Genomic DNA, 18,607 nt, shown 5'->3' on the forward strand with positions numbered 1-18,607 from the left:
GGCGGAGCGCAAGGGGTTTGCGGCGCCGGTTAGATTTCTATCTCAGATGTCCCGATCTGCCGACGTTAATCTTACGTCATCAACCCGGCCACTGATCTTGGCTGGTATGTGGGAAACTAACACATTCGACGCAAGCTTCCACGCGCGGCTGAATGTCGCTTCTGCCAGCTTTTTCCGGGTAAAAGCAGTGTTAACCCCTGCCTCCGCCGCTACAAATTGTCACAAATTCCGTAACACGCTGGCCGGCTTCTGGTTCAAGGCCAACAACGTGCCGGCGAGCCCCAGCCCCACCGTGACGATCAGGGCGGCTGCGACCACCCCGGCCGCGCTGCCAGCCTGCCAGATGAAGCTGAGCGTCATCAGCCGCGTCACGATCAGCCACGCCGCGATCGAGCCTGCGATCACGCCGAATATGGCCGTGGCGAGGCCGATCAGGAGGTACTCGAGCGCATAGGCCCCGAGCAGCCGTGCCCGGGTTGCGCCGAGCGTCTTCAGGATCACCGCGTCGTAGACCCGGTGGCGATGGCCGGCGGCGAGCGCGCCGCCGAGCACCAGGATCGCCGAGATCAGCGTCACGGCGCTGGCGCCGCGGATGGCGAGCACGAGGTTGGTAACGACGGTGCCGACGGTCTCGAGCGCCTCGCGGACCCGAACGCTGGTCACCATCGGAAAGGCGTCCGCCACCTGCTTGATGATTCGGGCGTCGCCGGCCGGGTCGGGGTGGACCTCGGACAGGGTCGCGACATGGCTGTGCGGCGCGCCCTTGAAGGCGTTGGGTGAGAACACCAGCACGAAATTGATGCCGAGCCCCTGCCAATCGACGTTGCGCAGATTGCTGATTTTGGCCTGGATGTCGCGGCCGAGTACGTTGACGACGATCTCATCGCCGATCTTGAGCTTTAGCCCGTCGGCGATCTTCTTCTCCAGCGAGACCAGCGGCGGCCCCTTGTAGTCCGCGCTCCACCATTTACCTTCGACCACCTTCGAGCCGTTTGGAACTTCGCCGGTATAGGTCAGGCCGCGGTCACTCTGCAGCACCCATTCCGTATCCTGCGACGGCTTGAGTTCGTCCGCCTTGACGCCGCGGGCGGCTACGATGCGCCCGCGCAGCATCGGCACGTCGTCGACGCTAGATTGCGGCGCGATCTGCTTGAGGAAGGCGCCGAAGCGGTCGGCGTCGGCGGTCGGGATGTCGATGAAGTAAAACGAGGGCGCGCGCTCCGGCAGCGCGGCCAGGAACTGCCGGCGCAGATTGCCGTCGATCTGGGTAATGGTGACGAGGACCGCGAGCCCAAGCCCGAGCGACATCACCACCGAGGGCGTCAGCGCGCCGGGCCGGTAAATATTGGCAATCGCCAGCCGCAACATGGTGATGCTGGACCGCGGCAGGCGCCGCGCCAGCGCCATCAGGCCGGCGGCGACGCCGCGCAACAGTGCAAACACCGCAACCGAAGCGACGACGAATACGGCGGCGACCCGCTTGTCATAGGCCAGCCCGATCGCGACCGCGACTAGCAGTGCGATCACCACGGCCATCAGCGCGAGATAGCTCCAGCGCGGGCGGTGCCATTCGCGGGCGACCTCTTCGCGAAACAATGCGGCGACCGGCACGTCGTGCACCCGGCCGAGCGGCCAGAGCCCGAAGGCGAGCGCGGTGAGCAGGCCGTAGAGGAACGACAGCGCCAGTTCGTCGGCGTGCAGGGCAGGGATCACCGGCAGCGGCAGCAATTTGCCGAATACGCCGACGATGGCAAACGGCAAGGCCGCGCCGGCGGCGAGCCCGATCAGCGAGCCAATTCCGGCGAGCACGATCACCTGCGTCAGGTAGATGGTGAAGACGTCGCGGCCGGTGGCGCCCAGCGCCTTGAACGAGGCGATGACGTCGCGTCGGCGATCGATGTGGCTCTTGACGGCGTTGGCGACGCCGACGCCGCCGACCAGAAGGGCGGCGAGGCCAACCAGCGTCAGGAATTGGGTGAAGCGGTTGATGGTGCGTTCGAGCTGCGGCGAGGCATTGTCGCGGCTGCGGATCCACCAGCCGGCTTCCGGCAACGCGCTCCGGGCGCTGTTGACCAACTGGGCGGCGGCGCGTTCGTCGGCCGCATTGTCCGGCAGTTTTACCCGGTACATCCAGCGCACCAGGCTGCCCGGCTGCAGCAATCCGCTGGCGCGCAGGCTCGATTCGCTGACCAGAACGCGCGGGCCCAGGCCGACATTGCCGGCGAGCTTGTCCGGCTCGGCGCCAACCACGCTGCGAATCTGGACAGTGGCGTTGCCGATGCCGATGCGGTCGCCGAGCTTGAGATCGAGCCGCGCCAGCAGAGTGGAATCGACTGCCGCGCCGAACGCGCCATCGCGTTCAGCCAGCAGATCCGACATCGGCATTTGGGGATCAAGCGTCAACTGTCCGAGCATCGGATAGTTGCCGTCGACCGCCTTGAGCTCGACCAGCGCCAGCTTGCCGTCGCTGGCGCGGGCCATCACCCGCAGCGCGGCCGCGACGGACACCTGGCCGCGCGCGCGCAGGAAAGCGAGTTCTTCCGGCTTGGCTTCGCGCTGTATCAGCGAGAATGCGACATCGCCGCCGAGCAATGTTCGGCCCTCGCGGGTCAGACCTTCGCTTAGGCTTGCCGCCACCGAGCCGACGCCGGCAATTGCCATGACGCCGAGTGCGATGCAGGCGATGAAGACGTAAAAGCCGCGCAGGCCGCCGCGCAATTCGCGAAGCGCGTAGCGCAGCGCCAGCGAGGATGCGCGGCTCTTGTAGACCGGCTCGGAAATCGTGGTCATGAGTGCCCGTCGATACGGCCGGAGCGCAGCCGCACCACCCGGTCGCAGCGTTGCGCCAGCGAACTGTCGTGCGTCACCAGCACCAGCGTCATGCCCCGCTCGGCATGCTTGGTGAAGAGCATGTCGACGATCTGCTTGCCGGTGGTTTCATCGAGATTGCCGGTCGGCTCGTCGGCGACGAGAATGGCGGGATCGGGTGCCAGGGCGCGAGCCAGCGCCACGCGCTGCTGTTCGCCACCGGACAATTGGGTCGGGTAATGATGGAGGCGCTCGCCGAGGCCGACCGACGTCAATTCCTTCGCCGCGCGCTCCGCTGCGTCGGGACTGCCGGCAAGCTCCAGCGGCACGGCTACGTTTTCCAGCGCCGTCATGGTGGGGATCAGGTGAAACGACTGGAACACGATGCCGACCTGGCGACCGCGGAAGCGGGCCAGCGCGTCCTCGTCGAGGGCATTGAACGGCGTGCCGTTGACCACCACCTCTCCGCTGTCAGGACGTTCCAACCCCGCCATCACCATCAGCAAGGTCGATTTACCCGAACCTGACGGCCCGATCAGGCCGATCGCCTCGCCGGATGCCACACGAAGGCTGATATCTTTCAGGATATGAACGCGGGCGGCGCCTGTGCCGAGCGAGATGTTGACGTTGGAGATGGAAATGGTGTCCGGCCCGACGCCGGTCAGTGAAGAGGGTTCGATGAGACTGTCCATGGCTCGGTCATATGGCACTTCCACCGCTCGGGTCGAGGGCTTGAAACAGATGTTTGCGCACATACGCGTGTTGATTGTGGCTTTGATGACGGCCGGGCCGGCTTTGGCCCAGACGCAAGCCCCGGCCACTGCACCCGCCAAACCGGTCAAAATGGTCGTTCTCGGTGATTCCTTGAGCGCTGGCCTCGGCCTGTCTGCGCCGGCAGCATTCCCCGCCCGCCTACAAAAAGCGTTAAGCGACAAGGGGATAAAGGTCGACATGATCAATGCCGGGGTGTCCGGCGATACCACGTCCGGCGGTCGCGACCGCCTGGATTGGTCGATCCCGGAGGGAACCGAGGCGGTCATTCTCGAGCTCGGCGCCAACGACGCCTTGCGCGGGATCGATCCCGCCGTCACCCGCGCGGCGCTGAGCGATATCCTGACCCGGCTGAAGGCGCGCAACATCGCCGTTCTCTTGTGCGGGATGCTGGCGCCGCCCAATTACGGCAGCGAATATGCGGCGCGCTTCAACGCCATCTATCCGGAGCTATCCAAATCGTTCGGCGTGCCGCTCTACCCGTTTTTCCTGGAGGGGGTTGCGAGCGAGGCCAAGCTCAACCAGGCCGACGGAATTCATCCGACAGCCGAGGGTGTCGACATTATCGTGAAGAATATTCTGCCCATGGTGGAGGCATTTGTTGGCACGATCTCCCGGCAGCGGAGTTGAAAAAAGCAGCAACGAATGAGGTTACCCCAAGCTTTTCCCTTACCATTGCGGAGTGCTCGCGCCGCGTGCTTCGCAGGGTCACATAAGTCGGGTAGGAATTGGTAATCGGTGATTCGTCACCGGGTTTGCTTCCAGGCGTAAGCCTCAAGCTTGCGCCTTCGCATCGAGGATTTTGCGATGCCGCGTTTGTTTGCTGGACTGGAAATTCCGGCCGAGATCGGCCAGAGCCTTTCCAATTTGCGTGGCGGCCTTCCCGGCGCACGCTGGATCGATCCCGAAAATTATCACGTCACCTTGCGCTTCATTGGCGATATCGACGGCATGTCGGCGAATGAAATCGCCTCGATGCTGTTTCGGGTCAACCGCAAGCCGTTCGAAGTCAAGGTGCAGGGGCTGCAGAGCTTTGGGGGCAAGAAACCGCGCGCAGTGGTCGCTTCCGTCGAGCCGAGCCGGCCGCTGATCGAGCTGCAGGCCGAGCTCGAAAGGCTGATGCAGCGGCTCGGGCTCGATCCGGAGGGGCGCAAATTCATTCCCCATGTGACGCTGGCGCGGCTGCATGACGCCTCGAGCCAGGACGTTGCCGATTATCTCTCGGTGCGCGGCTATTTCCCGAGCCGCACGTTCTGGGCTTCGCGCTTCGTGTTGTTCTCGTCCCGCGCGTCCACCGGCGGCGGGCCCTATGTGGTCGAGGATTCCTACGCGCTGAGTGCGTGAGGGCAGGCTCGCGGTATTCTCCTGCTGTCATCATCCGCGAAAGCGGATGATCCAGCATACCAGAGACGCCTGATATAGATCCGAAAGGCCGCGGCGTACTGGATACCCCGCCTTCGCGGGGTATGACGATCCAGGAATGGCTTCATCAGCATACCCCCAGCACCAATTCACGGCTTGCAATTTCCGCACGCTTGAGGCCGAAAGGGGTCATGCTGTCGACTGACCCCACCTCGTTCCGCGCACAATATCAGGCAATGGTTTCCTCCGGCGCGATCGAGGCCGATCCCGCGCAGGCGGAAGTTGCCGAGGCGTTTGCCGCACTTGAGGAGCGGCTGTCGAGCTACAAGCCGGCGCGCAAGCTAAGCCTGCTCGGCCGATTGTTCGGCGACAAAAGCGAGCCGCCGCCGCGCGGGCTCTACATTCACGGCGAGGTCGGCCGCGGCAAAACCATGCTGATGGACCTGTTCTTTCAGCAGAGCCCGGTCCAGCGCAAGCGCCGCGCCCATTTCCACGAATTCATGGCCGAGGCGCACGAGAAGATCTACGCCTATCGCCAGAATATCGCGCGCGGTGAAATCGCAGATAGCGACGTGATCGAGCTGACGGCCAACGCCATCTTCGACGAGGCGTGGCTGTTGTGCTTCGACGAATTCCACGTCACCGACATTGCCGACGCCATGATCCTGGGGCGGCTGTTCTCCAAACTGTTCGAACTCGGCACCGTGGTCGTGGCGACTTCGAACGTCGCGCCCGAAGATCTTTACAAAGGGGGCCTCAACCGCGCGCTGTTCCTGCCGTTCATTTCGCAAATCGAACACCGCATGGACGTGCTGCGGCTCGACGCACGCACCGATTTCCGGCTGGAAAAACTTGCCGGCGTGAAGATGTGGCTGGTGCCGCCGGATGATGAAGCCGGCGCCGCACTCGACCGCGCCTGGGCCAAGATGACCGGCAAGGCGCCGTGCAAGCCGCGCGACATCGCGATCAAGGGCCGCATCCTGCGCGTGCCCTGTTCGGCGCACGGCGTGGCGCGATTTTCCTTTGCAGATATCTGCGAAAAGCCGCTGGCCGCGTCGGATTACCTGCGGCTGGCGCACGATTATCATACCATTCTGATCGACCGCATTCCGGTGATGGATTACGCCGCGCGCAACGCCGCCAAGCGTTTTATCTCGCTGATCGACACGCTTTACGACAACGCGGTGAAGCTGATGGCCTCGGCCGAAGCCGATCCGGTCTCGCTGTATGTCGCTGCCGAGGGCGTTGAAGCCAACGAGTTCAAGCGGACCGCGTCGCGGCTGATCGAGATGAGTTCCGAATCCTATCTGGCGCTTCCACATGGAAGGAAGGATTCCGCGGCGAGCGGATCGAGCACCGGGCTGGTGGAGACGTGACCGTCATTCCGGGTTCGCGCTGTGCGCGCCCCGGAATGACAGTGCTTCTTGGCATACCTGAACGAATTCCAGGCGCGGCCTTAGAATTGGGCATGCCCCGGCTTGAACCGGTCAATCGAAAGGGATAACCAGCCATCCGACTGATTATCCACCCCTCACTCTTCGTCTCAGAAGGACAAATTTCCCATGGCGCGCGACAAGATTGCTTTGATTGGCTCCGGTCAGATCGGCGGAACGCTGGCTCACCTCGTCGGCCTGAAGGAGCTCGGCGACGTCGTGATGTTCGATATCGCCGAGGGCGTGCCGCAGGGCAAAGCGCTCGACATCGCGCAATCTTCGCCGGTCGACGGTTTCGACGCCAATCTGACAGGGGCCAATTCCTATGAGGCGCTCGATGGCGCCAAGGTCTGTATCGTCACCGCCGGTGTGCCGCGCAAGCCCGGCATGAGCCGCGACGATCTCTTGAGCATCAACCTCAAGGTCATGGAGCAGGTCGGCGCCGGTATCAAGAAGTATGCGCCCGATGCGTTCGTCATCTGCATTACCAACCCGCTGGATGCGATGGTGTGGGCGCTGCAGAAGGCTTCCGGCCTGCCGCACAAGAAGGTGGTCGGCATGGCTGGCGTGCTCGACTCCGCGCGATTCCGCTATTTCCTGGCCGACGAATTCCACGTCTCGGTCGAGGACGTCACCGCTTTCGTGCTCGGCGGCCATGGCGACACCATGGTGCCGCTGACGCGCTACTCCACCGTCGCCGGCATTCCGCTGCCCGACCTCGTCAAGATGGGCTGGACCTCGCAGGCACGCATCGACGAGATCGTCGACCGCACCCGCAACGGCGGCGCCGAGATCGTCAACCTCCTGAAGACTGGCTCGGCGTTCTACGCGCCGGCCGCTTCGGCGATCGCGATGGCCGAGAGCTATCTGAAGGACAAGAAGCGCGTGCTGCCCTGCGCCGCCTATCTCAACGGCGAGTACAGCGTGAAGGACATGTATGTCGGCGTTCCCGTCGTGATCGGCTCGAAGGGCGTCGAGCGCATCGTCGAGATCGAGCTGGCCGGCAAGGATCGCGAAGCCTTCGACAAGTCGGTCGGCGCGGTGCAGGGCCTGGTCGACGCCTGCAAGAAGATCGCGCCCGATCTGCTCGGTCGTTGATTTCATACAGCTTTCGCCCCTTGCCAGGGGCGAAAGCGTTTTCAGGGTTGCAGTTATATTGGTATATGGTATGCCAACTACCAATGCCGGTGAGCTGTAGAATTCGCCGCTAAGGGTCTTGGGGAGCGTCCAAATGAATATCCACGAATACCAGGCCAAGGCTCTGCTGCATGAATTCGGCGTGCCGATTTCCCGCGGCGTGCCTGTTTTGAAGGCCTCGGATTCGGAAGCCGCCGCCAAACAGCTTCCCGGCCCGATCTGGGTGGTGAAGAGCCAGATCCATGCCGGCGGCCGCGGCAAGGGCAAATTCAAGGAAGCTTCCGCCGGCGACAAGGGCGGCGTCCGCATCGCGAAATCCGTCGCCGAGGTCAACGAATTCGCCAAGCAGATGCTGGGGGCGACGCTGGTCACGGTGCAGACCGGCCCGCAGGGCAAGCAGGTCAACCGCCTCTACATCGAGGAAGGCTCCGACATCGACAAGGAGTTTTATCTCTCGATCCTCGTCGACCGCGAAACGTCTGAAGTCGCGTTCGTGGTCTCGACCGAAGGTGGCGTCAATATCGAAGAGGTCGCCCATAACACGCCTGAGAAGATCGTGACCTTCTCGGTAGATCCGGCAACCGGCATCATGGCCCATCACGGCCGCACGGTCGCGAAAGCCCTGAACCTTACCGGTGATCTCGCCAAGCAGGCGGAGAAGCTGGTGACGCAGCTCTACACCGCCTTCGTTGCCAAGGACATGGCGATGCTGGAGATCAATCCGCTCGTCGTCACCAAGCAGGGCGAACTGCGCGTGCTCGATGCCAAGGTGTCGTTCGATGACAACGCGCTGTTCCGCCATCCCGAGGTGGCGGTGGCGTTGCGCGATTTGACCGAGGAAGATGCCAAGGAAGTCGAGGCGTCGAAGTATGATCTGAATTATGTGACGCTCGACGGAACCATCGGCTGCATGGTCAACGGCGCCGGCCTTGCGATGGCGACCATGGACATCATCAAGCTCTACGGCATGGAGCCCGCCAACTTCCTCGACGTCGGCGGCGGCGCCAGCAAGGAGAAGGTGGCGGCGGCGTTCAAGATCATAACCGCCGACCCGAACGTGAAGGGCATCCTGGTCAACATCTTCGGCGGCATCATGAAGTGCGATATCATCGCTGAAGGCGTGGTCGCTGCGGTTAAAGAAGTCGGCCTGAAAGTGCCGCTGGTGGTGCGGCTCGAAGGCACCAATGTCGACGCCGGCAAGCAGATCATCCGCGAATCCGGCCTCAACGTGGTACCTGCCGACAATCTCGACGATGCCGCACAGAAAATCGTGAAAGCCGTCAAGGGAGGCTAACGATGGCTGACCGTCTCGCCGCTCCAACACCGCTGGAAGAACACCGCCGGCTCGCGGTTTTTGCGGGCGAGTGGGCGGGCGAGGAAATGGTCTATCCGTCGCGCTGGACCGCGGGCGGTCCGGCGACCTCGCATGTGGTCGCGCGCATGGATCTCAACGGCTTTTATCTGATTCAGGACACCCGTCAGATGCGGGACGGCAAGGAGACGTTCGCCACTCACGGCGTGTTCACCTATGACCGCGACGACCGGACCTACAAATTATTCTGGCACGATTCGCTCGGCTACTATTCGCCGGCACCGGCCTCCGGCGGCTGGAGCGGCAAGGCGCTGATCCTAGTGCGCGGCTCGCTGCGCGGCAATGCGCGTCATGTCTACGAAGTCGTCGACGATAACAACTACACCATGAAGATCCAGTTCTCGCCTGATGCCGAAGGATGGGCCGACGTGCTCACCGGCACGTACCGGCGCATTCATTAACCCCTCGTTCACGGTCACCGAAGAAAGCGTTCGCAATCATGTCCGTTCTGATCGACAGCAACACCAAAGTCATCTGCCAGGGTTTTACGGGCAAGAACGGCACGTTCCATTCGGAAGCCGCGATCGCATACGGCACCAAGATGGTCGGCGGCACCTCGCCGGGCAAGGGCGGCTCGACGCATCTCGGCTTGCCCGTCTTCGACACCGTTCGTGAGGCGCGCGAGAAGACCGGCGCTGACGCCAGTGTGATCTACGTTCCGCCGCCGGGCGCGGCGGACGCGATCTGCGAAGCGATCGATGCGGAAACTCCGCTGATCGTCTGCATCACCGAGGGCATTCCGGTGCTCGACATGGTGCGCGTGAAGCGTTCGTTGTCGGGATCGAAATCCCGCCTGATCGGGCCGAACTGCCCGGGCGTGATGACCGCGGGCGAGTGCAAGATCGGCATCATGCCGGCCAATATCTTCAAGCCGGGCAGCGTCGGGATCGTTTCGCGATCGGGCACGTTGACCTATGAGGCCGTGTTCCAGACCACCCAGGAGGGCCTCGGCCAGACCACCGCGGTCGGCATCGGCGGCGACCCGGTCAAAGGTACCGAATTCATCGACGTGCTCGAAATGTTCCTGGCCGACCCCAAGACCACCTCGATCATCATGATCGGTGAAATCGGTGGCTCGGCCGAGGAAGACGCCGCCCAGTTCATTAAGGACGAGGCCAAGCGCGGCCGGAAAAAGCCGATGGTTGGCTTCATCGCCGGCGTCACCGCCCCTCCCGGCCGCCGTATGGGTCATGCCGGCGCGATCATCTCCGGCGGCAAGGGCGACGCCGGATCCAAGACGGCGGCCATGGAAGCGGCCGGAATTACGGTATCTCCGTCGCCGGCACGACTTGGACATACCCTTGCCGAAAAATTGAAGTTTTAATTCAGTCCTTGGTTCTTTTAGGCGGGAATATCCGCCCTAAATAGGGTAAAGCTTCTTACCGAGCTGGTTCGGGCCTCCCGGACCGGCTACAGCGCCGTTTTCCACGCGCAAAGCGAAACTCACCAGGACGTCATCATGTCTCGCCAGGACGCGAACGCAGCATTTGCCCTTTCATCATTTTTGCAGGGCACCAACGCCACCTATATCGACGAGCTCTACGCCCGCTACGAGCAAGACTCCGGCTCGGTCGACAGCGACTGGCGGGAATTCTTCAAGAGCCTGAAAGACACCCCGGCAGACGTCCAGAAGAACGCCGATGGGCCGTCCTGGGGCCGCGACAACTGGCCGATCACGCCGCAGGACGAACTGACCTCGGCGCTGGACGGTAACTGGATCACTGTCGAGAAGGCCGTCGGCGCCAAGCTGGCCGCCAAGGCGCAGGCCAGGGGCGCCGAATTATCCGCTGCCGACGTCAACCAGGCGACGCGCGATTCGGTCCGCGCCCTGATGCTGATCCGCGCCTACCGCATGCGCGGTCATTTCCACGCCAAGCTCGATCCGCTCGGCATCGAAGCGCCGCGCGATCGCGAAGAGCTCGATCCGCGCACCTATGGCTTCACCGAGGCGGACTTCGACCGCAAGATCTTCCTCGACCATGTGCTCGGCCTCGAATACGGCTCGCTGCGCGAGATCGTCGCGATCTGTGAGCGCACCTACTGCCAGACCCTTGGCGTCGAGTTCATGCACATCTCGAACGCCGCGCAGAAGGCCTGGATCCAGGAGCGCATCGAGGGGCCGGACAAGGAAATCAGTTTTACGCCGGAAGGGCGGCGCGCCATCCTCAACAAGCTGATCGAAGCCGAAGGCTTCGAGAAGTTCTGCGATCTCAAATTCACCGGCACCAAGCGTTTCGGCCTCGACGGTGCCGAGTCGTTGATCCCCGCGCTGGAGCAGATCATCAAGCGTGGCGGCAATCTGGGCGTGAAGGAAATCGTGCTTGGCATGCCGCATCGCGGCCGCCTCAACGTGCTGACGCAGGTGATGGGCAAGTCGCACCGCGCGCTGTTCCATGAATTCAAGGGCGGCTCCGCCAATCCCGAGGACGTCGAAGGCTCGGGCGACGTCAAGTATCACCTCGGCGCGTCGTCCGACCGCGAGTTCGACGGCAACAAGATCCATCTGTCGCTGACCGCCAACCCGTCGCATCTGGAAATCGTCGACCCCGTCGTGCTCGGCAAGGTGCGCGCCAAGCAGGACCAGCACGGCGATCCGCCCGACATGCGCATCTCGGTGCTGCCGCTGCTGCTGCACGGCGACGCCGCGTTCGCCGGCCAAGGCGTAGTGGCGGAATGCTTCAGCCTGTCGGATCTGAAGGGCTACCGCACCGGCGGCTCGCTGCATTTCATCGTCAACAACCAGATCGGCTTCACCACCTATCCGCGCTATTCGCGCTCCTCGCCATATCCGTCCGACGTGGCGAAGATGATCGATGCGCCGATCTTCCACGTGAACGGCGACGATCCGGAAGCTGTGGTGTTCGCGGCGAAGGTCGCGATCGAGTTCCGGCAGAAATTCCACAAGCCGGTCGTGATCGACATGTTCTGCTATCGCAGGCACGGCCATAACGAGGGCGATGAGCCGGCGTTTACCCAGCCGGTGATGTACAAGCACATCGCCTCGCATCCGTCGACGCTCGAACTCTACGCCAAGCGCCTGGTCACCGACGGCGTGCTGACCGAAGGCGAGGTCGAGAAGGCGAAGGCCGACTGGCGCGCTCGGCTCGATGCCGAGCTTGAGGCGGGCTCCGGCTACAAGCCCAACAAGGCCGACTGGCTCGACGGCAAATGGGCCGGCTTCAAATCCGCCGACCAGGAAGAAGATGCCCGCCGCGGCGTCACCGGCGTCGATGTCCGTGTCCTCAAGGATATCGGCCGCAAGATCACCAAGGTGCCGGATGGTTTCCGGGTTCACCGGACCATCCAGCGTTTCCTGGAAAACCGCGCCAAGGCAATTGATAATGGCGTCGGCATCGATTGGGCGACTGGCGAGGCGCTGGCGTTTTGCACGCTGATGCAGGAAGGCCACCACGTCCGGCTATCCGGCCAGGATTCCGAACGCGGCACCTTCTCGCAGCGCCATTCGGTGCTGATCGACCAGGAAGACGAGAGCCGCTACACGCCGTTCAACCACCTTGGCCACGATCAGGGCCACTACGAGGTCATCAACTCGCTGCTGTCCGAGGAGGCGGTACTCGGCTTTGAGTACGGTTATTCGCTGGCCGAGCCGAAGGCGCTGGCGATGTGGGAAGCCCAGTTCGGCGACTTCGCCAACGGTGCGCAGGTGCTGTTCGACCAGTTCATCTCATCCGGCGAACGCAAATGGCTGCGCATGTCCGGTCTCGTCTGCTTGCTGCCACATGGCTATGAAGGGCAGGGACCGGAGCACTCCTCGGCGCGGCTCGAGCGCTTCCTGCAGATGTGCGCCGAAGACAACATGCAGGTGGTGTATCCGACCACGCCGGCGAATTACTTCCACGTGCTACGGCGCCAGTTACATCGCGAGATCCGCAAGCCCCTGATCGTGATGACGCCGAAGTCGCTGTTGCGGCACAAGCGCGCGGTCTCGCGGCTCGACGAACTGGGCGCGGACACCACCTTCCACCGCATTCTGTACGATGACGCGCAAATGCTGCCCGACGAGAAGATCAAGCTGGCGCCGGACGACAAGATCCGCCGCGTCGTGCTGTGCTCGGGCAAGGTCTATTACGACCTCTACGAGGAGCGCGAGAAGCGCGGCATCGACGACATCTACCTCCTGCGCATCGAGCAGCTCTATCCGGTGCCGCTGAAGGCGCTGGTGCAGGAGCTCGGCCGCTTCAAGAATGCCGAAGTGGTCTGGTGCCAGGAAGAGCCGCGCAACATGGGCGCATGGCATTTCATCGAGCCCTATCTGGAATGGGTGCTGAACCAGATCCACGCGCCGAACCGGCGTCCGCGTTACGCCGGCCGTGCCGCCTCGGCAGCAACCGCCACCGGATTGATGTCGAAGCATCTGGCGCAGCTCAAGGCCATGCTGGATGAGGCGCTGAACTAGCATTCCGTCATGCCCCGCGAAGGCGGGGCATCCAGTACCCGGCGCCGTTAGAATTCGATCATGACCGTCTCGGCGTACTGGATCGCCCGCCTTCGCGGGCGATGACTACTTTGGAACTGATCAGGCTTAAAGGTTACTGAGGAAACCATACCATGACTGAAATTCGTGTTCCGACGCTCGGCGAGTCCGTGACGGAAGCCACCATCGGCCGCTGGTTCAAGAAGGCCGGCGAAGCCGTGGCGGTGGATGAGCCGCTGGTCGAACTCGAGACCGACAAGGTCACCATCGAGGTGCCGGCGCCATCGGCCGGCGTGCTCGGCGAGATCGCGGCCAAGGATGGCGAGACCGTCGCCGTCGGCGCGCTGCTCGGGCAGATCAACGAAGGCGCGGCCGGCGCCGCCAAGCCGGCCGCGCCGGCCAAGGCCGCCGCTCCGGCTGCAGCGCCCGCCGCTGCCCCTGCTGCGGCTCCGAAGGCTGCAGCATCGGATGCGCCGCTGGCGCCGTCGGTTCGCAAGCTCTCCGCCGAGAGCGGCATCGATGCCGCGACCGTTCCCGGCTCGGGCAAGGACGGCCGCGTCACGAAGGGCGACATGCTGGCCGCGATCGAGAAGGCGGCGTCGGCGCCGACCCCGGTCCATCAGCCAGCCGCGTCCGTGCAGGTGCGCGCGCCATCGCCGGCAGACGACGCCGCGCGCGAAGAGCGCGTGAAGATGACGCGGCTGCGCCAGACCATCGCGCGGCGGCTCAAGGACGTGCAGAACACGGCTGCGATGCTGACGACCTTCAACGAGGTCGACATGAGCCACATCATGGCGATGCGCGCCCAGTACAAGGACGTGTTCGAGAAGAAGCATGGCAGCAAGCTCGGCTTCATGGGCTTCTTCACCAAGGCGGTGGTGCAGGCGTTGAAGGACATCCCGGCCGTCAACGCCGAGATCGACGGCACCGATTTGATCTACAAGAACTACTACCACATCGGCGTTGCCGTCGGCACCGACAAGGGCCTGGTCGTGCCCGTGGTGCGCGACTGCGACCACAAGTCGATCTCCGACATCGAGAAATCGATCGCCGATTTCGGCCGCCGCGCGCGCGACGGCCAACTCAAGATCGACGAGATGCAGGGCGGCACCTTCACCATCACCAATGGCGGCATCTACGGCTCGCTGATGTCGACGCCGATCCTGAACGCGCCGCAATCCGGCATTTTGGGCATGCACAAAATCCAGGAGCGGCCGATGGTCGTCGGCGGCAAGATCGAGGTGCGCCCGATGATGTATCTGGCGCTGTCCTACGATCACCGCGTGATCGACGGCAAGGAGGCGGTGACCTTCCTGGTGCGCGTCAAGGAAAGCCTGGAAGATCCGGCACGGCTGGTGCTGGATCTCTAGGTTGCGGGTTGCTGTGTCGGATGATGCTTCAGCGCGCCCGCCCTGGGTGCCATCGGAATTTCCCTATGGCGGTCCGCCTCCATGGGATCAGGAGGAAGGGGACGGTCTCGTCGGCCAATTGGTTCTGGCAGGCATCACCTACCTTGCAGCGGACGAAAAGACGGTGACGTCACAGGTTCAATGTTGGGGGCGGATCGTCAGCGCGAACCCCGGAGGCATTGCAATTGTGTGTGAAGGCAAGTTGTGGACAGGACAGACCATGACGTTACCGCCGGATCTTCGAGCGTTTCAGGCGGCCGGGCCGGGGCAATACAGACTACGATCGACGGGTGAGACGGTCGAGAATCCCGATCTTACGACCAGTTGGACAATCACACAGTCTCCGAAATCATGAGACGAGGATGCCGTATGAAACTCAGGCGTTGGGGGCTGATGTGACGGACAAGGTTGTTGTGATCACCGGCGGTAGCCGCGGCATCGGCCGTGCGGCCGCCATCGCTGCCGCGGCGCGCGGTTTTCGCGTCGTGGTCGGCTACGCCAGCAATGAAGCTGCGGCGAAGGAAGTCGTCGAGCTGATCGAGCGCAAGAACGGCAAGGCGATTGCCGTGAAATGCGATGTCGGCAGCGAGGCCGACATTCTCGCGCTGTTCAAGGCATCGGACGAATTCGGAACGCTCGGCGCGCTCGTCAACAATGCCGGCATCGTCGGTCCGTCGGCGCGGGTCGAGGACATGTCGGCCGAGCGCATTCAGCGCATGATGGCGGTCAACGTGACCGGCAGCATTTTATGCGCGCGCGAAGCCGTGAAGCGAATGTCGACCCGCAACGGCGGCGAGGGCGGCGTCATCGTCAATCTTTCCTCGGTCGCGGCGAAACTCGGTTCACCCAATACGTATGTCGATTATGCGGCGTCCAAGGGCGCGGTGGATTCCTTCACCATCGGTCTCGGCCATGAGGTCGCCGGCGAGGGCATTCGCGTCGCGGCGATCCGGCCTGGACTCATCGATACCGAGATTCATGCCTCAGGCGGCGAGCCCGATCGCGCGCATCGGCTCGCTCACATGGTGCCGATGAAGCGCGTCGGCACTGCGGAAGAAATCGCCAATGCCATCGTCTGGCTGATTTCGGACGAGGCTTCCTACGTCACCAGCGCCATCCTTGATGTATCGGGCGGCCGGTAATACCTGACACCTTTCTCAGCTACAGGACTTCATCATGGCTTCCTACGATCTCGTCGTCATCGGCACCGGTCCGGGCGGATATGTCTGCGCGGTGCGCGCGGCGCAACTCGGCATGAAGGTGGCCGTGGTCGAGAAGAACGCAACGCTGGGCGGCACCTGTCTCAACGTCGGCTGCATGCCGTCGAAGGCGCTGCTGCACGCATCCGAAATGTTCGAGGAGGCCGCGCACTCCTTTGCCAAGATGGGCGTCAGCGTCTCCACGCCGAAGCTCGATCTGCCGGCGATGATGAATTTCAAGCAGCAGGGCATCGACGGCAACGTCAAGGGCGTCGAGTTCCTGATGAAGAAGAACAAGATCGACGTCCTCTATGGCGCCGGCAAGATTCTCGGCGCCGGCAAGGTCGAGGTCAGCAGTAACGGCAAGTCGCAGACGGTCGAGACCAAGAACATTGTCATTGCCACCGGCTCCGACATCGCGCGGCTCAACGGCATCGAGATCGACGAGAAGCGTGTCGTGTCGTCGACCGGCGCGCTGTCGCTCGACAGGGTGCCGGAGAGGCTTCTGATCATCGGCGCCGGCGTGATCGGGCTGGAGCTCGGCTCGGTCTGGAAACGGCTTGGCGCTGAGGTCATGGTCGTCGAATTCCTCGATCGCATCCTGCCCGGCATGGATGGGGAAGTCGCAAAACAATTCCAGCGCATCCTCGAAAAGCAGGGCTTTGTATTCAAGCTCGGCGCCAAGGTGACGGCGGTCGACGCTTCCGGCAAGACGTTGAAGGCGACGGTAGAGCCGGCGGCGGGCGGCGCAGCGGAAACGATTGAGACCGACGTGGTGCTGGTCTGCATCGGCCGCGTGCCCTACACCGAAGGCCTCGGGTGCAAGGAAGCCGGTATCGCGCTCGACAGTCGCGGCCGTGTGCAGATCGATGCGCATTTTTCGACCAGCGTGAAGGGTGTCTATGCGATCGGCGACGTCGTGGCAGGGCCGATGCTCGCGCACAAGGCGGAGGACGAAGGCGTCGCCTGCGCCGAAATCATCGCAGGGCAAGCGGGCCACGTGAACTACGATGTGATCCCAGGCGTCGTGTATACCACGCCGGAAGTGTCGTCGGTCGGCAAGACCGAGGAAGAGCTGAAGCAGGCCGGCGTCGCCTACACCTCAGGCAAATTCCCGTTCACCGCCAACGGTCGCTCCAAAGTCAACCAGACCACTGACGGATTTGTGAAGATTCTCGCGGATGCGAAGACCGACCGTGTGCTCGGCGTGCACATTGTCGGCCGCGAAGCCGGCGAAATGATCCATGAAGCCGCTGTTCTCATGGAGTTTGGCGGCTCTGCCGAGGATCTGGCGCGGACTTGTCATGCGCATCCGACCCGCTCGGAAGCGATCAAGGAAGCCGCGCTTGGGGTCGGCAAACGTGCCATCCATATGTGATTGAACCCGGCAGAAGCGGGCAGAGACCACTTAGATGATGCGTCGCCTGTTTCAGCCGTTCTGGGTCCTGCTTGCGGTCATCTTTCTGATCGAAGCATGGCTGTGGGATCATCTCGAGCCGATCGTCGAGCGCATCGTCGCGCTGATCCCGCTTCGCGCCTTCAAGCAATGGCTGTCCGACCGCGTCGATGCGCTGTCGCCGGCGATGACGCTGATCGTATTTGCCGTGCCGGTGATTCCGCTGTTTCCGCTCAAGCTGGTCGGCTTGTGGCTGCTGGCGAATGAATATTGGTTCAGCGCCGCCGTCGTTTTCGTGCTCGGCAAATTCCTCAGCGTCGGCGTCACCGCGTTTATCTTCGACGTGACGCGGCCGAAGCTGCTGCAGATGGCGTGGTTCAAGAACATTTATGAGTTCATCCTGGCGATGCGCGCCAAGGCAGCCGCCCTGGTCTATCCAATCAAGCAGCGCATCCGGGAAATTTTGCGCGGCGACGGTGATAGCTGGTCATCGCGCATGCTGCGCACGATCGCACGTTTTCGCAAGAGCGTGCACGAAGCGCGATAGCTTCTTGCTGTCGTCGCCCGGTTTGACCGGGCGACCCAGTATCCCAGAGACAATAGTGCTTGAGCCGAGACGTCGCGGCGTACTGGATCACCCGCTTTCGCGGGTGATGACATTCAATGCAAATGCAAAAGATGCGGCGCGTAGAGGCCGAGCGCGGTGATACCGATGCCGGCAATCGCCAGTACGCCGGAGACCCAGGCCAGCACTATCATGCCGGTGATGATGGTGGCCGACGCCAGCACGATCCCGATCTGGAAGGCGGCCGAGGCGATTTCGTAGTGGTGGTACTTCGCCGTCGCGAGGTCGCGCTCGTGCTCGGCATGCTTGGCGCGTGCGGCGAGCTGTTCCGAACCTTCCCCGGTCTCCGGCTCCGAACGGTAGCGCGCCGCGGTTTTGTTCCAGTCGTCGATCTGCTTTTGCAGGGCCGCTTTCGCAGCATCATCGCCGATGGTCCCTAGGCTGAGTTTGGCGTGCTCCGCCGTGGCCTGGACCGTGGTGCGGCGGATGCTCTTGGCCTGGAAGAACGCCCAGAGGTTCGAAGCCTCGACATTCTTGCTGATCGCTTCGGTCTGCGCGCCCTTGCCGAGCGTTTCCGACAGCGCCAGAAACAAGGCGATCACCGCGATCAGCAGCGCGATCTTCTTGTTCGAGCCTGAAGCATGCTCGGCGTGCTCCGCATGCTCCATGCTTTCATGTGCACCACCCATGATTCCCCTCCTGCCAATTGACGGCGTACGA

The 18,607-nt window shown here is 63.1% G+C and carries 15 protein-coding genes; 12 read left to right on the top strand and 3 right to left on the bottom strand.

The annotated features are described in order from the left end of the window. Positions 1 to 219 precede the first annotated feature (219 nt). Both RX328_RS01825 and RX328_RS01830 read right to left on the bottom strand, forming a co-directional pair. On the bottom strand, positions 220 to 2,790 hold the full coding sequence (locus RX328_RS01825; protein WP_213250941.1) for an ABC transporter permease: 2,571 nt from the start codon (positions 2,788 to 2,790) through the stop codon (positions 220 to 222). Further along, positions 2,787 to 3,500: an ABC transporter ATP-binding protein gene (locus RX328_RS01830; protein ID WP_213250943.1), complete on the bottom strand. Its 714-nt coding sequence runs from the start codon at positions 3,498 to 3,500 to the stop codon at positions 2,787 to 2,789. Before RX328_RS01830 ends, RX328_RS01825 begins: the two co-directional genes overlap by 4 nt. Here RX328_RS01830 and RX328_RS01835 point away from each other — a divergent pair. From RX328_RS01835 to RX328_RS01890, 12 genes are all read left to right on the top strand, one after another. Then, entirely contained in the window at positions 3,499 to 4,209 is a 711-nt protein-coding gene (locus RX328_RS01835) for an arylesterase (RefSeq protein WP_213251043.1), read from the top strand. The genes RX328_RS01830 and RX328_RS01835 overlap by 2 nt on opposite strands. Before the next feature lie 177 nt (positions 4,210 to 4,386). Continuing rightward, a complete protein-coding gene (thpR, locus tag RX328_RS01840; RefSeq protein WP_028348494.1) occupies positions 4,387 to 4,923 on the top strand; it encodes an RNA 2',3'-cyclic phosphodiesterase in 537 nt (178 codons plus the stop codon). A 209-nt stretch (positions 4,924 to 5,132) separates the two neighbouring features. Then, the gene (gene zapE, locus RX328_RS01845; RefSeq protein WP_213250945.1) at positions 5,133 to 6,317 is read left to right on the top strand and encodes a cell division protein ZapE; all 1,185 of its coding nucleotides are present in this window, start codon (positions 5,133 to 5,135) and stop codon (positions 6,315 to 6,317) included. A 186-nt stretch (positions 6,318 to 6,503) separates the two neighbouring features. Next, entirely contained in the window at positions 6,504 to 7,472 is a 969-nt protein-coding gene (gene mdh, locus RX328_RS01850) for a malate dehydrogenase (RefSeq protein ID WP_213250947.1), read from the top strand. A 133-nt stretch (positions 7,473 to 7,605) separates the two neighbouring features. Further along, positions 7,606 to 8,805 (top strand): ADP-forming succinate--CoA ligase subunit beta, encoded by a 1,200-nt coding sequence (gene sucC, locus RX328_RS01855; protein WP_213250948.1) that lies wholly within the window; start codon positions 7,606 to 7,608, stop codon positions 8,803 to 8,805. Between the two features lie 2 nt (positions 8,806 to 8,807). Then, entirely contained in the window at positions 8,808 to 9,284 is a 477-nt protein-coding gene (locus RX328_RS01860) for a DUF1579 family protein (RefSeq protein ID WP_213250949.1), read from the top strand. Between the two features lie 38 nt (positions 9,285 to 9,322). Continuing rightward, entirely contained in the window at positions 9,323 to 10,207 is an 885-nt protein-coding gene (gene sucD / locus RX328_RS01865; RefSeq protein WP_213250951.1) for a succinate--CoA ligase subunit alpha, read from the top strand. A gap of 135 nt (positions 10,208 to 10,342) precedes the next feature. Further along, positions 10,343 to 13,300 carry a 2-oxoglutarate dehydrogenase E1 component gene (locus RX328_RS01870; RefSeq protein WP_213250953.1) on the top strand — a complete coding sequence of 986 codons (2,958 nt, stop codon included), beginning with the start codon at positions 10,343 to 10,345 and terminating at the stop codon, positions 13,298 to 13,300. Between the two features lie 152 nt (positions 13,301 to 13,452). Beyond that, positions 13,453 to 14,688 carry a 2-oxoglutarate dehydrogenase complex dihydrolipoyllysine-residue succinyltransferase gene (gene odhB / locus RX328_RS01875; protein ID WP_213250955.1) on the top strand — a complete coding sequence of 412 codons (1,236 nt, stop codon included), beginning with the start codon at positions 13,453 to 13,455 and terminating at the stop codon, positions 14,686 to 14,688. A 434-nt stretch (positions 14,689 to 15,122) separates the two neighbouring features. After that, complete coding sequence (locus tag RX328_RS01880) at positions 15,123 to 15,869, top strand: SDR family oxidoreductase (protein ID WP_213251045.1); 747 nt, start codon at positions 15,123 to 15,125, stop codon at positions 15,867 to 15,869. Positions 15,870 to 15,903: 34 nt separating this feature from the next. Further along, complete coding sequence (gene lpdA / locus RX328_RS01885; RefSeq protein WP_213250957.1) at positions 15,904 to 17,304, top strand: dihydrolipoyl dehydrogenase; 1,401 nt, start codon at positions 15,904 to 15,906, stop codon at positions 17,302 to 17,304. A gap of 34 nt (positions 17,305 to 17,338) precedes the next feature. After that, a complete protein-coding gene (locus RX328_RS01890) occupies positions 17,339 to 17,869 on the top strand; it encodes a hypothetical protein (protein ID WP_213250958.1) in 531 nt (176 codons plus the stop codon). A gap of 113 nt (positions 17,870 to 17,982) precedes the next feature. Here the strand turns inward: RX328_RS01890 and RX328_RS01895 are convergent, their stop codons facing one another. Continuing rightward, positions 17,983 to 18,576, bottom strand: a complete 594-nt coding sequence (locus RX328_RS01895; protein WP_247509745.1) for a DUF4337 domain-containing protein — start codon at positions 18,574 to 18,576, stop codon at positions 17,983 to 17,985. Between the last annotated feature and the right edge of the window lie 31 nt (positions 18,577 to 18,607).

Source organism: Bradyrhizobium sp. sBnM-33 (assembly GCF_032917945.1).
Taxonomy (GTDB): domain Bacteria; phylum Pseudomonadota; class Alphaproteobacteria; order Rhizobiales; family Xanthobacteraceae; genus Bradyrhizobium.

What these genes read in the sequence shown, in the direction of transcription:
- RX328_RS01825 (WP_213250941.1), bottom strand. Translation starts at nt 2,790, where the DNA reads ATGACCACGATTTCCGAGCCGGTCTACAAGAGCCGCGCATCCTCGCTG.
- RX328_RS01870 (WP_213250953.1), top strand. Translation starts at nt 10,343, where the DNA reads ATGTCTCGCCAGGACGCGAACGCAGCATTTGCCCTTTCATCATTTTTG.
- RX328_RS01890 (WP_213250958.1), top strand. Translation starts at nt 17,339, where the DNA reads ATGATGCGTCGCCTGTTTCAGCCGTTCTGGGTCCTGCTTGCGGTCATC.
- mdh (WP_213250947.1), top strand. Translation starts at nt 6,504, where the DNA reads ATGGCGCGCGACAAGATTGCTTTGATTGGCTCCGGTCAGATCGGCGGA.
- RX328_RS01895 (WP_247509745.1), bottom strand. Translation starts at nt 18,576, where the DNA reads ATGGGTGGTGCACATGAAAGCATGGAGCATGCGGAGCACGCCGAGCAT.
- zapE (WP_213250945.1), top strand. Translation starts at nt 5,133, where the DNA reads ATGCTGTCGACTGACCCCACCTCGTTCCGCGCACAATATCAGGCAATG.
- sucC (WP_213250948.1), top strand. Translation starts at nt 7,606, where the DNA reads ATGAATATCCACGAATACCAGGCCAAGGCTCTGCTGCATGAATTCGGC.
- lpdA (WP_213250957.1), top strand. Translation starts at nt 15,904, where the DNA reads ATGGCTTCCTACGATCTCGTCGTCATCGGCACCGGTCCGGGCGGATAT.
- RX328_RS01835 (WP_213251043.1), top strand. Translation starts at nt 3,499, where the DNA reads ATGGCTCGGTCATATGGCACTTCCACCGCTCGGGTCGAGGGCTTGAAA.
- RX328_RS01860 (WP_213250949.1), top strand. Translation starts at nt 8,808, where the DNA reads ATGGCTGACCGTCTCGCCGCTCCAACACCGCTGGAAGAACACCGCCGG.
- odhB (WP_213250955.1), top strand. Translation starts at nt 13,453, where the DNA reads ATGACTGAAATTCGTGTTCCGACGCTCGGCGAGTCCGTGACGGAAGCC.
- RX328_RS01830 (WP_213250943.1), bottom strand. Translation starts at nt 3,500, where the DNA reads ATGGACAGTCTCATCGAACCCTCTTCACTGACCGGCGTCGGGCCGGAC.
- sucD (WP_213250951.1), top strand. Translation starts at nt 9,323, where the DNA reads ATGTCCGTTCTGATCGACAGCAACACCAAAGTCATCTGCCAGGGTTTT.
- thpR (WP_028348494.1), top strand. Translation starts at nt 4,387, where the DNA reads ATGCCGCGTTTGTTTGCTGGACTGGAAATTCCGGCCGAGATCGGCCAG.